Origin of the sequence: Amycolatopsis sp. NPDC101161, from assembly GCF_044768185.1 — a bacterium.
In the GTDB taxonomy this organism is placed as follows: Bacteria; Actinomycetota; Actinomycetes; order Mycobacteriales; family Pseudonocardiaceae; genus Amycolatopsis.
The window spans coordinates 662897-675786 of record NZ_JBIWPI010000004.1 but is presented as its reverse complement, the minus strand read 5'-3'; the positions used below and the strand labels follow the sequence as shown (position 1 = coordinate 675786).

Annotated in this window: 13 protein-coding genes; 8 read left to right on the top strand and 5 right to left on the bottom strand. The window is 70.5% G+C overall.

Annotation, left to right across the window (positions count from 1 at the left end):
• Positions 1-16: 16 nt before the first annotated feature.
• Complete coding sequence (locus ACIRSS_RS30800; protein WP_400900912.1) at positions 17-1240, top strand: hypothetical protein; 1224 nt, start codon at positions 17-19, stop codon at positions 1238-1240.
• 45 nt (positions 1241-1285) lie between these two features.
• Here the strand turns inward: ACIRSS_RS30800 and ACIRSS_RS30795 are convergent, their stop codons facing one another.
• The 4 genes from ACIRSS_RS30795 to ACIRSS_RS30780 all read right to left on the bottom strand — a co-directional run bounded on the left by ACIRSS_RS30795 (position 1286) and on the right by ACIRSS_RS30780 (position 5712).
• Positions 1286-1615: a VOC family protein gene (locus ACIRSS_RS30795; RefSeq protein WP_400900910.1), complete on the bottom strand. Its 330-nt coding sequence runs from the start codon at positions 1613-1615 to the stop codon at positions 1286-1288.
• Positions 1616-1710: 95 nt separating this feature from the next.
• Positions 1711-2775: a 2-oxoacid:ferredoxin oxidoreductase subunit beta gene (locus ACIRSS_RS30790; protein ID WP_400900908.1), complete on the bottom strand. Its 1065-nt coding sequence runs from the start codon at positions 2773-2775 to the stop codon at positions 1711-1713.
• On the bottom strand, positions 2772-4697 hold the full coding sequence (locus ACIRSS_RS30785; protein ID WP_400900906.1) for a 2-oxoacid:acceptor oxidoreductase subunit alpha: 1926 nt from the start codon (positions 4695-4697) through the stop codon (positions 2772-2774). The genes ACIRSS_RS30790 and ACIRSS_RS30785 overlap by 4 nt, the downstream gene beginning before the upstream one ends.
• 262 nt (positions 4698-4959) lie before the next feature.
• On the bottom strand, positions 4960-5712 hold the full coding sequence (locus ACIRSS_RS30780) for an enoyl-CoA hydratase (protein WP_400900904.1): 753 nt from the start codon (positions 5710-5712) through the stop codon (positions 4960-4962).
• A gap of 22 nt (positions 5713-5734) precedes the next feature.
• Between ACIRSS_RS30780 and ACIRSS_RS30775 the strand changes: the two genes are divergently transcribed.
• Positions 5735-6103 carry a hypothetical protein gene (locus ACIRSS_RS30775; protein WP_400900902.1) on the top strand — a complete coding sequence of 123 codons (369 nt, stop codon included), beginning with the start codon at positions 5735-5737 and terminating at the stop codon, positions 6101-6103.
• 769 nt (positions 6104-6872) lie between these two features.
• Here ACIRSS_RS30775 and ACIRSS_RS30770 read toward each other — a convergent pair.
• Entirely contained in the window at positions 6873-7319 is a 447-nt protein-coding gene (locus ACIRSS_RS30770; protein WP_400900900.1) for an Lrp/AsnC family transcriptional regulator, read from the bottom strand.
• A gap of 83 nt (positions 7320-7402) precedes the next feature.
• On the opposite strand from ACIRSS_RS30770, the gene ddaH reads away from it, so the two are divergent.
• The 6 genes from ddaH to ACIRSS_RS30740 all read left to right on the top strand — a co-directional run bounded on the left by ddaH (position 7403) and on the right by ACIRSS_RS30740 (position 12863).
• Complete coding sequence (gene ddaH, locus ACIRSS_RS30765; RefSeq protein WP_400901927.1) at positions 7403-8230, top strand: dimethylargininase; 828 nt, start codon at positions 7403-7405, stop codon at positions 8228-8230.
• A gap of 81 nt (positions 8231-8311) precedes the next feature.
• Positions 8312-8962, top strand: a complete 651-nt coding sequence (locus tag ACIRSS_RS30760; RefSeq protein ID WP_400900898.1) for a polysaccharide deacetylase family protein — start codon at positions 8312-8314, stop codon at positions 8960-8962.
• Between the two features lie 203 nt (positions 8963-9165).
• Entirely contained in the window at positions 9166-9864 is a 699-nt protein-coding gene (locus ACIRSS_RS30755) for a glycoside hydrolase family 75 protein (RefSeq protein WP_400900896.1), read from the top strand.
• Between the two features lie 62 nt (positions 9865-9926).
• Positions 9927-10190 carry a helix-hairpin-helix domain-containing protein gene (locus ACIRSS_RS30750; protein WP_400900894.1) on the top strand — a complete coding sequence of 88 codons (264 nt, stop codon included), beginning with the start codon at positions 9927-9929 and terminating at the stop codon, positions 10188-10190.
• 185 nt (positions 10191-10375) lie between these two features.
• Positions 10376-11692 (top strand): nucleotide sugar dehydrogenase, encoded by a 1317-nt coding sequence (locus tag ACIRSS_RS30745; protein ID WP_400900892.1) that lies wholly within the window; start codon positions 10376-10378, stop codon positions 11690-11692.
• Positions 11682-12863 (top strand): glycosyltransferase family 4 protein, encoded by a 1182-nt coding sequence (locus ACIRSS_RS30740; protein ID WP_400900890.1) that lies wholly within the window; start codon positions 11682-11684, stop codon positions 12861-12863. The genes ACIRSS_RS30745 and ACIRSS_RS30740 overlap by 11 nt, the downstream gene beginning before the upstream one ends.
• Positions 12864-12890: the final 27 nt, after the last annotated feature.

The window sequence follows — 12890 nt, the reverse complement described above, 5'->3', positions numbered from 1 at the left end:
AGGGGCAGGAAGAAAGATGTCCATTTTCGGACAGGTTTGGCTGTGGAGTCTCGCGGCGTTCTTCGTCGGGGTGCTGCTCACCTGGCTGGTGCTGGTGCTGCCGCTCCGCAAGAGCGTCCGCAAGCTGGAGAGTTCGCTGGCGCAGGCCCACGCCGACGCCGCGCGCACGCCCGCGAACGCCGCCGGGCTGAGCGCGCCGGGCACCGAGGTGTTCACCCGGCCGGAGCCGCGGCCCGAGCCGGCGCCGGCCCGCGAGGAGACCTCCTACCCCGGCACGCTGGTCGCCGCGGCGCCGTTCAACCGCGACGACGTCCACGACGACATCGACGCGGACTTCGCCGAGCTGGACTCCCAGGTGCCGCCGGGGACGCACGACCCCGACGAGGTCTTCCGGCCGGAGCCGGAGCGTGATGACGACGCGTCCTACCGGGCGTCAGAGACGCAGATCCTGACTCCGGTCGCCCAGCCGGAGAACGACGACCCGTACCGCGCCGCCGCGACCGAGTACCTGACGCCGGAGGACGAGCTCGAGCCCGCGACCCCGGCGCTCTCGCAGCTCGAGCAGCAGCTCGACCCGGAACCGGCCGCCGGTTCGCTGTTCCAGACCCCGGCGGAAGGGGCGCACGCGCAGGCGCCGGACTGGTTCGACGAGGACGTGCCGTCCGAGCGGTCGGCGTTCGAGGAGCCGGTCGAGCGGACGCGCTACCTGGGTTCGGTCGAAGCACCCGAAGACGCCGAGGAGGCGCCGCAGTACGCCTTCGGCGGCGACGACGCGGCGAACGGCGAGCTGGAAGTGCCGCCGGAGACCCCGGCCGAGGCGACGCAGGTGCTGCCGAAGCGGCAGCCGCGCGAGGCGCTGCGCGGCGGGTTCGAAGCGCCGCAGCCGATCCAGCCGTCGATGCGCACGGTCGAGCGGCGCGAGACCGACCTGGCCGGTGCGCACAGCGGTTCGCTGTTCGAGCCGTCGGTGCAGCCGAACCAGGCGGCCGTCGCGGCGCCGGAGCCGCCGCCCGCGCGGCAGGCAGCGGGCGACGCGGTCCCGCCCGGCCCGTTCGGCCCCGGCTCGGCGATGCCGCGGCCCGGTGGCGGCCGGCCGAGCGACGCGTTCGAGGTGAAGGCCAGCGTGACGGCGTTGCGCTACTGCACCGAGGAGTCGGCGCAGTTCCCGAAGATGGTGGCCGAGGTGTGGTTCCGGACCGCCGAGGACGCCGAGCGGGTCGGGTTCCGCCCGCTCAGCTGACTTCCCGAAGACGAAAGGCCGCCCGCGGGCGGCCTTTCGTCTTTCTCAGGCCGCTTGGAACAGCACGATGGCCGCGCCGCCGGGGTCGGTGACCACCACCAGGGAGCCGAAGGGAAGGTCGGTGCGCTCGCGGACGACCTTTCCGCCCAGCTCCATGGCTTTCGCCGCCGCCGCGTCCACATCGGACACCGGCGCGTAGGGCAGCCACTGCGGCGCGCGGTCGTCGCCGGGAGGCAGCTCGGTCAGGCCGCCCCAGGGTGCGCCGTCCGCGGTGAGGAGTGGCCCGTCGGACTCCCAGCCCAGCAGCTCGCCGAAGAACCGCTTGGTGCCGTCCGCGTCGGACGTCCGGACATCGAAGAACACGAAAGGTCGCATGACCCAAAACTTAGGACACGTGTCCTAAGTCTGGCAACCCCCGAAACGCCGAAGGCCGCCACGCGCTGAGCGTGGCGGCCTCCGGAAAACGGGACTTACGCGACTGTCCAGGTGTCCTTGCCGCGCAGCAGCGCCTGCAGGTCGGGCGTGCGGGCCGCGCGGGCCTGCTCGACCTGTGCGCGGGCGCCGTCGTCGTACGTCGGGCGCTCGACCTGGCGGAGGATGCCCGTCGGGACGTGGTTGAGGTTCTGGTCGCCGAGGCGCGACAGCGCGAACGCGTACGACGTGTCGACGATCGACGGGTCGTGCACCACCACGTTGTCCTCACCGATGTCGGCGACCTTCGCGACGTCCAGGCCGCCCCAGTCGCCGCGCTTGACGCCGAACTCCTGGTTCGGGCCGAAGCGGATCGGCTCACCGGCGCGCAGCGGGATCAGCCGGGCGGCGGCCTCGTCGGCGTCCTTGAGGACGTCGAACGCGCCGTCGTTGAAGATCGGGCAGTTCTGGTAGATCTCCACCAGCGCCGACCCGCGGTGCTCGGCCGCGGCCTGCAGCACCTCGGTGAGGCCCTTGCGGTCGGAGTCCATCGCGCGGCCCACGAACGACGCCTCCGCGCCGATCGCCAGCGAGAGCGGGTTGAACGGCGTGTCCACCGACCCCATCGGCGTCGACTTGGTGACCATGCCCTGGCCCGACGTCGGCGAGTACTGCCCCTTGGTCAGGCCGTAGATCCGGTTGTTGAACAGCAGGATCTTGATGTTCACGTTGCGGCGCAGCGCGTGGATCAGGTGGTTGCCGCCGATGGACAGCGCGTCGCCGTCACCGGTGACGACCCACACCGACAGGTCCGCGCGTGTGGTGGCCAGACCGGTCGCGATCGACGGCGCGCGGCCGTGGATCGAGTGCATGCCGTAGGTGTTGAGGTAGTACGGGAAGCGCGACGAGCAGCCGATGCCCGAGATGAAGACGATGTTCTCGCGCTTGAGGCCGAGCGTCGGCAAGAAGGACTGCACCGCGTTCAGCACGACGTAGTCGCCGCAGCCGGGGCACCAGCGGACTTCCTGGTCGGACTTGTAGTCCTTGGCCTTCTGCGGCTCGTCGGTCGTCGGCACAAGGTCGAGGCCGCCGACGGTCGGGAGCCCGATGTCGATCGCGGTCATTTCGCCGCCTCCGTAGTAACGCCGGTGATGATCTCCGAGAACAGGTTCTGCAGCTCTTCGGCCTTGAACGCCATACCCGCGACCTTGGTGTGGCTGTGGACGTCAACCAGGTACTTCGCCCGCAGCAGCAGCGCGAGCTGGCCCAGGTTCATCTCCGGCACCACGACCTTGTCGTAGCTGCGCAGGACGTCGCCGAGGTTGGCCGGCAGCGGGTTGAGGTGGCGCAGGTGCGCCTGCGCGATCGGCAGGCCGAGCTTGCGCACCCGGCGGCACGCGGCCCCGATCGGGCCGTAGGACGAGCCCCAGCCCAGCGCCAGCACGCGCGCCTTGCCGCCGGACGGGTCGTCGACCACGACGTCCGGGACGTCGATGCCGTCGACCTTCGCCTGCCGCAGCCGGACCATCTTCTCGTGGTTGGCCGGGTCGTAGGAGATGTGGCCGGTCTTGTCGGCCTTCTCCAGCCCGCCAATGCGGTGCTGCAGGCCGGGCGTGCCCGGGATCGCCCACGCGCGGGCGAGCGTCTCGGGGTCGCGCACGTACGGCCAGAACTCGCCGGAGTCGTTGTCGGCGTTGGGTTCCTGCGCGAACTCGACGGTCAGGTCGGGCAGCGTCTCGACGTCCGGGATCAGCCACGGCTCGGAGCCGTTGGCGATCGCGCCGTCCGACAGCAGCAGCACCGGGGTGCGGTACTTCAGCGCGATCCGGGTGGCCTCGACGGCCGCGTCGAAGCAGTCCGCGGGGGACAGCGGCGCGACGATCGGGACCGGCGACTCGCCGTTGCGCCCGAACATCGCCTGCAGCAGGTCGGCCTGCTCGGTCTTGGTCGGCAGGCCGGTCGACGGGCCGCCGCGCTGGACGTCGATGACGACCAGCGGCAGTTCGACCATCACGCCGAGGCCGACGGCTTCGGACTTCAGCGCGACACCCGGGCCGGACGTCGAGGTGACGCCGAGCGCGCCGCCGTAGGACGCGCCGAGCGCGGCGCCGATGCCGGCGATCTCGTCCTCGGCCTGGAAGGTGATGATGCCGAAGTTCTTGTGCTTGGACAGCTCGTGGAGGATGTCCGACGCCGGCGTGATCGGGTACGTCCCGAGCAGGATCTGCAGGCCGGAGCGCTGTCCGGCGGCCACGATCCCGTAGGCGAGCGCGGTGTTGCCGGTGATCTGCCGGTAGGTGCCCTGGGCCAGCTTGGCCGGGGCGACCTCGAACGTCGTCGCGAACGACTCGGTGGTTTCGCCGTAGTTCCAGCCCGCCCGGAAGGCCAGGATGTTCGCCTCGGCGATGTCCGGCTTCTTCGCGAACTTCTCGCGCAGGAACTGCTCGGTGCCCTCGGTGGGCCGGTGGTACATCCACGACAGCAGGCCGAGGGCGAACATGTTCTTGCAGCGCTCGGCGTCCTTCTTGCCGAGGCCGGTGTCGGCGAGCGCGCCCTGGGTCAGCGTCGACATGGCGACCCGGTGCACCTGGTACGGGCTGAGCGTGTCGTCGTCGAGCGGGTCGGTCGCGTAGCCGACCTTGGTCAGGTTGCGCTTGATGAAGTCGTCGGTGTTGAGGATGATCGTCCCACCGTGCGGGACGTCGGCCAGGTTCGCCTTGAGCGCGGCCGGGTTCATCGCCACCAGGACGTCCGGGCGGTCGCCGGGGGTCAGGATGTCGTAGTCGGCGAAGTGCACCTGGAAGCTCGAGACGCCGGGAATGGTGCCCTGCGGCGCGCGGATCTCGGCGGGGAAGTTCGGCATCGTCGACAGGTCGTTGCCGAACGCGGCGGCCTCGGACGTGAAGCGGTCGCCGGTCAGCTGCATGCCGTCACCCGAGTCGCCCGCGAACCGGATGACGACCCGGTCCAGCTTGCTGACCTCGGTCGGCCTGGTCGCGGCGAGCGAGCCGTGACCAGCGCCGTTGCCGTTCGCACTCGTGCTCATGGGTCAGGGATTCCCTCTCTCCCGACGTTGCGGCCATCGGTCGCCTGCCCGGTGCAGTGACACGCGGATCACCAGGCCCTACCACGAGGTTAGCTCGCGCTGAACAACGATGTTCCTAGAGACCCGGGGTCCCGAACGACCTCATAACTGCGCTGACGGTTCTTCTGTGCTGGTCCGACAAATACCTGTGACCGATGGTAACGGGTAGACCCCTGTCTTCGTTGTGACGCGGGTCTCGGAGTCAGGGGTCCACCTGCTGGGATCAGGGGTGGGAGCGGATGCGCGCCTGGATGGCCGCCAGCCGCTCCCCGAATTCGGGCGAGGCGAGGGACGCGAGCTGCGGCTGGATCTCGACGTCGACGGCGTCGGCGTGCGCGGCCAGCGAAGCGGTCGTCCGGAGGCTGCGCTTGGTGGCGAGCAGCGCCTCCCGTGGCGCGGCGACGGCGGGCGCGGCGAGCTCCTTCGCGGCGGCGACGACGTCTTCGGCCACCTTCAGGACGAGCCCGGCGCGGACGGCCGCCTCGGCGTCGAGCGGCTGCCCGAACAACGTCATCGCGGCGGCGACCTGCGGGCCGGCCAGCCGCTGCGTCATCCACGTCATCCCGCCCCCGGGGTGCAGGCCGAGCTCGAGGAACCGGGCGACGAACTTCGCGCGCGGCCCGGCCAGCCGGACGTCGGCGGCGAGGGCGAGGTTGAGCCCGGCCCCGACGGCGGCGCCGTTGACCGCGGCGATGGTGGGCAGGCTGCAGCGAGCGACGGCGAGGAAGCCTTCGTAGATGGCGCGCAGGCCGGTCTCGTCGGCCCGGCCGAGCGCGGAGAGGTCGGCGCCGGCGCAGAAGGCGGGCGGCGTACCGGTGACGACGACGGCGTGGACGGTTTCGTCGCGTTCCGCGGCTTCGACAGCGGCAGCGAGCTGGGCGGAGAGGTCCAGGGTGAGCGCGTTGCGGCTGCCGGGGGCGTCAACGGTCAGCAGCGCGATGCCGGCCGAGTGCTCGCTGACGATGCTGTCGGTCATCGGGTCAGGGTATTAGTGGGGCATGGGGGAACTGCTGGTGGTGCTGGTCGGCAACCTGCTGACGATGATCGACATGTCGGAGCTGTTCGGCGGCCGTCGCCGCCGGACCCGGGCGGCGGCTTTCGCGCGGGGCTCGCGGGTGTCGGTGCCGTGCGTGCTGCGGTCCGAGGAGCTGACGTCCGGTCGCGAGCACCGCGGCTGGATCGCGGTGGGCGAGGGGCCGGCGGCGTGGCGGGTCCCGGGCGGTTCGCCGGTGGCGTTCGACCCGGGCGAGCTGACGATGCAGGCGGTGGACCGCCAGGCGGTGACGTTCCACGCGGCGGCCGGGCGCACCGAGCTGCGGCTGCACCCGGACGAGGCGCCGCTGGTCCTGCGGGGGCTGGCGGGTTGAGGGCGGGCCTCCGGCCTTGCGCAGCGTGGGTCGGGTGCCCGGCCAGGGTGGTTTTAGCGGTTGTCGGCGCGCTTGGGCCCGGTGCGCCGTCGAGGCGTACAAGCCGGGAGTCACGGCGGTGACGTTCCACGCGGCAGACGGACGGGCCGAGTTGCACCGGACGAGGCGCCGCTGGTCGTGCGGGGGCTGGCGGGTTGAGGGCGGGCCTCCTGCCTCGCGCAGCCGGCCGGCTTCCGGCCTGGTTACAGCAGAGACCGGCGCGCCAAGAGCCGCCGCCCCGTCGCGCGCGCAAGCCGAGGATCACGGCGGTGAAGTTCCACGCGGCGTACGCAGTTACGGCTGCACCCGGACGAAGCGCCGCTGGTCGTGCGGGGGCCGGCGGGCTGAGGGTGGGCCTCCGGCCTTGCGCAGCGTGGGTCGGCTGCCCGGCCAGGGCGGTTTCAGCGGTTGTCGGCGCGCTTGGGCCCGGTGCACCGTCGAGGCGTACAAGCCGGGAGTGACGGCGGTGAAGTTCCACGCGGCGAACGCAGCTGTGGCTGCACCCGGACGAGGCACCGCGGGTCGTGCGGGGGCTGGCGGGTTGAGGGCGGGCCTCCGGCCCCCGGTCGCCAGCGTATCGGCGGGGGCTGACAGTCCGGCGATCTCGGCGGCTCGGGCTCGCCGTTGCTCCACAACCCGCCGAGCCTGTGCATAGCCGGCGGCCTCGGCCGCGCAGTGGCCCGGAACTGTCGGCCCCCGCCACTAAGCTGGAAGACGGGGGCCGGAGGCGTCAGGTCTCCGGCGTCGGCGGCCGTTCGAGCAGCCGGGACAACACCACCGTCGACACCGTCCGGTCCACGATCTCCAGCCCGCGTAGCCGCTCCAACGCCGTCTCCAGGTGGTGGATGTCCGCCGCTCGCAGGTGGACGATCGCGTCCGCCGCGCCCGATACCGTGTACGCCGCCACCACCTCCGGCAGTGGCTCCAGGCGCGCTCGGATGCGGGCCGGCGTGATGTTGCCCTGGCACGTGACCTCGACGAACGCCTCCGTTCCCCAGCCCAGCGCCTCCGGGTCGACCACCGCCGTGAAGCCCCGCAGGATGCCCGTTTCCAGGAGCCGGTCGACCCGCCTCTTCACCGCCGGGGCGGACAGGCCGACCACTTTGCCGATCTCCGCGTAGCTTGATCGCGCGTTCGCCACGAGGCACGAAACGATTCGCTGGTCGATGGTGTTCACACGCAACACTTAGCACAGATACACGCAGCGAACAGCGATTGATTGCGATATTTGGCGCCCCTTACCCTGCAGTCATGCAGGCGATGCGCGTACCGACCACCCGTCGATACCTGATGTGTCCCCCGCGTCACTTCGCGGTGGACTACGTGATCAACCCCTGGATGGACCCGACCCAGCCGGTCAGCGCCGACGTCGCGATGGCGCAGTGGACCGAGCTGCGCGACACCTACCGCCGCCTCGGCCACACCGTCGAGGAGATCGACGCCCAGCCCGGGCTGCCCGACATGGTCTTCGCCGCGAACTCCGGCACCGTCGTCGACGGCCGCGTCCTCGGCTCGCGGTTCCGCGCGCCGCAGCGGGCCGCCGAGGCCGAGCACTTCCGCCGCTGGTTCGTCGAACACGGCTACCGCGACATCACCATGCCCGAGAAGATCAACGAAGCCGAAGGCGACTTCGCCTGGACCGGCACCCTGCTGCTGGCCGGCACCGGCTTCCGCACCGACCCGGCGGCGCACGCCGAGGCGCAGGAGGTCCTCGGCGTCCCGGTCGTCTCGCTGCACCTGGTCGACCCCCGCTACTACCACCTCGACACGGCGCTGTTCGTCCTCGCCGAGGCGACGGACACCACGCGCGCGCAGATCGTCTACTACCCGGACGCTTTCTCGGCCGGCTCGCGCCGCGTGCTCGAGCGGCTGTTCCCGGACGCCGTGCTCGCGACGCGTGAGGACGCAGAGTGCTTCGGCCTCAACGGTGTGTCCGATGGCCGCAATGTCGTCCTCCCCATTGAGGCCACCCGATTGGGTGAACTCCTCGCGGATCGCGGCTACGAGCCCGTCTACGTCGACATCTCTGAGCTGCGGAAAGCCGGCGGCGGCCCGAAGTGCTGCACGCTCGAAATCCGCAAAGGCTAAATAACGGCAAAAACCTGTAACTCACCCGTTTGCCATCGCGATTAATCGAAGTAACAAATCGACTACGCGCGGTGGCAGGCGGTGGGAGTGGTGGCGGTGAACCTCGCTCTGCACGGGATCGGCCGGCCGGCCCGGCAGCTCGATCCCGGCGAGGACGAGCGCTGGGTGACGGTCGAGCAGTTCGAGCAGGTGCTCGAGGCCGTCGCCGAGCGCGAAGACGTCCACCTCACCTTCGACGACGGCAACGAGTCCGACGTCGAGATCGCGCTGCCGCGGCTCGTCGACCGCGGGCTGACGGCGGAGTTCTTCCCGCTCGCCGGCCGGCTCGGGCTGCGCGGCTACCTCGACCGCGACGGGCTGCGCGAGCTCGCGCGCGCCGGCATGGAGATCGGCTCGCACGGCTGGGAGCCGCGTGACTGGCGGCGTCTCGACGACCGCCAGGCGAGCCGCGAGCTGACCGACGCCCCGAAGCTCCTCGGCGACCTGTGCGGCCATCCGGTCCGGCGGTACTCGCTGCCGTTCGGCGCCTACGACCGCCGCGTGCTGACGCGGTTGCGGCAGGCGGGCGCGACGCGCGTCTACACGAGCGGCGGCGGCGCGGCGAGCCGGGACGGCTGGCTGCAGGCGCGGACCGAGCTGCGCCACGACCTCGACGGCGAGACGCTCGACGGCGTGCTCGCGGTCGGGCGCCGACGGGGGAGCTGGGCGGGCCGGCTGTTCCGCCGGGGCTGAATCCGTCGCGTGCTTCCCGGTGATCGGCACAGCGCCGGAACCGGTTTCCTCCGCCCGCATCCGGGTGAGCAGCGTTTTCGTCAAGACCGGCCGGATGATGGGAAATTCCCGCACGGCGGGGTCTTGAACGCGCCACGGTCCCGGTGCATCCTGGTCGCCTCGCCGCCGTAAGGAAAGTTTCCTAACTAAAGGGAGCACCAGGAATGCGGAAACTGATCCTGCTCGCGACCATGGCGCTCGCCGCGGCCGTGATGCCCTCGGCCCTCGCGTCCGCGGCGCCGGCTTCGGCCCCCGCCGCACCCGCGACCACCGCGGCCGCCCCGACCGCGGCCCAGCTGCTCGCGAAGACGAACAGCTGCAAGCAGATCTCCAACGGCAAGTACAAGACCGACGAGGACGTCTCGGCCAAGACCGTCGCCATCTGCGACGCCAACGGCGCGGTCTTCTGGAAGGCCGACATGGACATCGACTGCGACGGCCAGCGCAGCTCGGAGTGCAACGAAAACACCGACTGCTGCTACCAGAACGACACGGCGTTCCACCAGTCCGACGGCAAGCCGCTCAACGCCGCGAAGCTGCCCTACATCGTCGTGCCGAGCTCGAGCAGCATCTGGAAGTACAGCTCGTCGCAGCTGAAGGGCGGCGGCTCCTGCGCCGTGATCTACAACGGCAAGGTCGAGTACGCGGTCATCGGCGACACCGGGCCGACGCAGATCATCGGTGAAGCCTCCTACGCGACCGCGAAGGACCTCGGCATCAACCCCGACCCCTCCAACGGCGGCGTCGACTCCGGGGTGACGTACATCTGCTTCAAGAACTCGACGGTCTCGCCGATCGAGAACCACTCCGCCGCGACGAGCAAGGGGCAAAGCCTCGCCACCACTTTTGTGAACAACAACTGACGCACGCGAGCCGGGGCCGATCCGTTCAAGACCGGGTCGGCCCCGGCTGCTGTGCTGGGGGCATGAGCAAGGAACTGCGGAAACTGGCCAACATCGGCCCGGCGATGGTCCGCGACCTCGCCCGGCTCGGCATCACCGAGCCCGCCCAGCTCGCCGGGCAGGACGCCGTCGAACTGTACGAACGGCTCTGCGAAACCGACGGCGTCCGGCACGACCCCTGCGTGCTCGACACCTTCATGTCCGCGGTCGACCAAGCCGACGGCGCGCCGCCCCGGCCGTGGTGGACCTACACCCCGGAACGAAAACGGATTCTCGGGACCCGCTGACCGGAACCGCCCCGACCGCGTTGCCCACCCACTGCAACATGCATTTTCGAGACCTTGTTTTTACCCGAAAACCGTTACGCCTAACGGCCTCCTCACGCATTACCCCGTTCGCCGCCCGCGCGGTAACGATCCAAGGGAGCCGGGCGACCAACTTGAGGGTCGCGCGGAATAGCGGAGGTTTTGGCGTGAAGATCAGTGTCTTCGGGCTCGGTTACGTGGGCTGTGTCTCCGCCGCGTGCCTGGCGGGGCAAGGGCACCGGGTGGTCGGCGTGGACGTCAACCCGGTCAAGATCGACCTCATCACCCAGGGCAAGGCCCCGGTGGTCGAGGAGCGGATCGGCGAGCTGACCGCCGAAGTCGTCGCGAGCGGCGCGCTGAGAGCCACGACCGACGTCGCGGAAGCCGTCGCCGACAGCGAGATCTCGCTGGTCTGCGTCGGCACGCCGTCGGCGCCGAACGGCAGCCTCTCGACGGTCTACCTCGAGCGCGTCGCCGAGGAGATCGGCGAGGCGATCGCGAAGAAGAGCGAGCGGCACACGGTCGTCTTCCGCAGCACGATGCTGCCGGGCACCTGCCTGGACCTGCTGATCCCGATCCTGGAGAAGTCCTCGGGCCGCACGGCCGGGGTCGACTTCGGCGTCGCGGTGAACCCCGAGTTCCTGCGCGAGGGCACCAGCGTCCGCGACTTCTTCGACCCGCCGAAGACCGTCATCGGCGAGATCGACGCCGCGAGCGGGGACGCCGTCGCCGGGCTGTACGAGGGGCTGCCCGGCCCGGTCTTCCGCGTGCCGATCCCGGTCGCGGAGATGACGAAGTACGCCGACAACTCGTTCCACGGTCTCAAGATCGGGTTCGCGAACGAGCTCGGCGCGGTCTGCCGGGCGCTCGGGCTCGACTCGCACCAGGTGATCGACGTCTTCCTCGCCGACACCAAGCTCAACATCAGCCCGGCCTACCTCAAGCCCGGGTTCGCGTTCGGTGGCTCGTGCCTGCCGAAGGACCTGCGCGGGCTGGTCTACGCGGCGCACCGCAACGACGTCAGCGTGCCGATCCTGTCGCACGTCCTCGCGTCCAACGCCGACCACCTGCAGCGCGCGTTCGACCTGGTCGCGCGCACCGGCAAGCGCAAGGTCGGGCTGTTCGGGCTGTCGTTCAAGCCGGGCACCGACGACCTGCGCGAGTCGCCGCTGGTCGAGCTGGCCGAGAAGCTGCTCGGCAAGGGCTTCGACCTGAAGATCTACGACGCCAACGTCAGCCTCTCGCGGCTGATGGGCGCCAACCGCGAATACATCGAGGGGCGCCTGCCGCACCTCGGCCAGCTGCTCGCCGGGTCCGTCGAAGAAGTCATGGACCACGCCGACGTCCTGCTCGTCGGCACCAAGGACCCGGACGTCGTGGCGGCGCTGCCGCACGGCGGCGACCGGGCCCTGATCGACCTCGTCCGCCTGCCCGACGCCGCCGAGCGTCGCCTTGAAGAGGGATACGCCGGCCTTGCCTGGTAAAGCGCTCATCCTCGTCGAAAACCTGTCCGTTCCCTTCGACCGGCGGGTCTGGCAGGAGTCCACGACCCTGCGCGACGCCGGGTGGGAAGTCCACGTGATCTGCCCGCAGGGCACGAAGCGCGACACCGAGGCCGAGGCCGTCGTCGACGGCGTCCACATCCACCGCTACCCGCTGAAAGCGGCGACCGGCGGGCCCGCCGGCTACCTGCAGGAGTACGGCAGCGCGCTGTGGCACACGCTGCGGCTGGCCCGCAAGGTCGGGCCGGTCGACGTCGTGCACGCCTGCAACCCGCCGGACCTGCTGTACCTGGTCGCCAAGGTGCTCAAGCGCCAGGGCGCGCGGTTCATCTTCGACCAGCACGACCTCTGCCCGGAGCTGTACCTCTCGCGGTTCGACCGCGGGCAGGACCTGCTCTACCGCGGGGTCTGCGCGCTCGAACGCGCCACCTACCGCGCCGCCGACGTCGTGATCTCGACGAACGAGAGCTACAAGCAGGTCGCCCGGATCCGCGGCGGCAAGAAGCCCGAAGACGTCTTCGTGGTGCGCAGCGCCCCGGTCGTCGAGCGGTTCCACGAGGTCCCGGCCGAGCCCGAGCTGAAGAAGGGCAAGCCCTTCATGCTGGCGTACCTCGGCGTGATGGGCCCGCAGGACGGCGTCGACTACGCCTTGCGCGCGCTCGCGAAGCTGCGTGACGAGGTCGGGCGCACCGACTGGCACGCGGTGTTCGTCGGTTCCGGCGACGCCTTCGACGACATGGTCGCGCTCTCGGCGAAGCTCGGGCTGGCCAACCAGGTCGAGTTCACCGGCCGGATCTCCGACGAGGACCTCGTCCGCTACCTGTCCACCGCCGACGTCTGCCTGTCGCCGGACCCGCTGAACCCGCTCAACGACGTCTCCACGATGAACAAGGTCATGGAGTACATGGCGATGAGCAAGCCGATCGTCTCGTTCGAACTGCGCGAAGCGCGCGTTTCGGCGGGCGACGCGGCGGTCTACGCCCCGGCGAACGACGAGTCCGCGTTCGCGAAGCTCGTCGCCCAGCTGCTCGACGACCCGGAGGAGCGGGCCCGGATGGGCAAGCTCGGCCAGGCCAGGGTCGCCGGCGCGCTCTCGTGGGAGAACTCGGCCAAGAACCTGCTCGCCGCGTATGAGCACGCTGTGAAGTCCTGATCGCCGTTAGGTCAAGAACTCACCGGA

Bases quoted from the DNA above. Each gene is read 5' to 3' on its own strand.
- ACIRSS_RS30800 (WP_400900912.1), top strand. From the start codon at position 17: ATGTCCATTTTCGGACAGGTTTGGCTGTGGAGTCTCGCGGCGTTCTTC.
- ACIRSS_RS30795 (WP_400900910.1), bottom strand. From the start codon at position 1,615: ATGCGACCTTTCGTGTTCTTCGATGTCCGGACGTCCGACGCGGACGGC.
- ACIRSS_RS30790 (WP_400900908.1), bottom strand. From the start codon at position 2,775: ATGACCGCGATCGACATCGGGCTCCCGACCGTCGGCGGCCTCGACCTT.
- ACIRSS_RS30785 (WP_400900906.1), bottom strand. From the start codon at position 4,697: ATGAGCACGAGTGCGAACGGCAACGGCGCTGGTCACGGCTCGCTCGCC.
- ACIRSS_RS30780 (WP_400900904.1), bottom strand. From the start codon at position 5,712: ATGACCGACAGCATCGTCAGCGAGCACTCGGCCGGCATCGCGCTGCTG.
- ACIRSS_RS30775 (WP_400900902.1), top strand. From the start codon at position 5,735: ATGGGGGAACTGCTGGTGGTGCTGGTCGGCAACCTGCTGACGATGATC.
- ddaH (WP_400901927.1), top strand. From the start codon at position 7,403: ATGCGCGTACCGACCACCCGTCGATACCTGATGTGTCCCCCGCGTCAC.
- ACIRSS_RS30755 (WP_400900896.1), top strand. From the start codon at position 9,166: ATGCGGAAACTGATCCTGCTCGCGACCATGGCGCTCGCCGCGGCCGTG.
- ACIRSS_RS30750 (WP_400900894.1), top strand. From the start codon at position 9,927: ATGAGCAAGGAACTGCGGAAACTGGCCAACATCGGCCCGGCGATGGTC.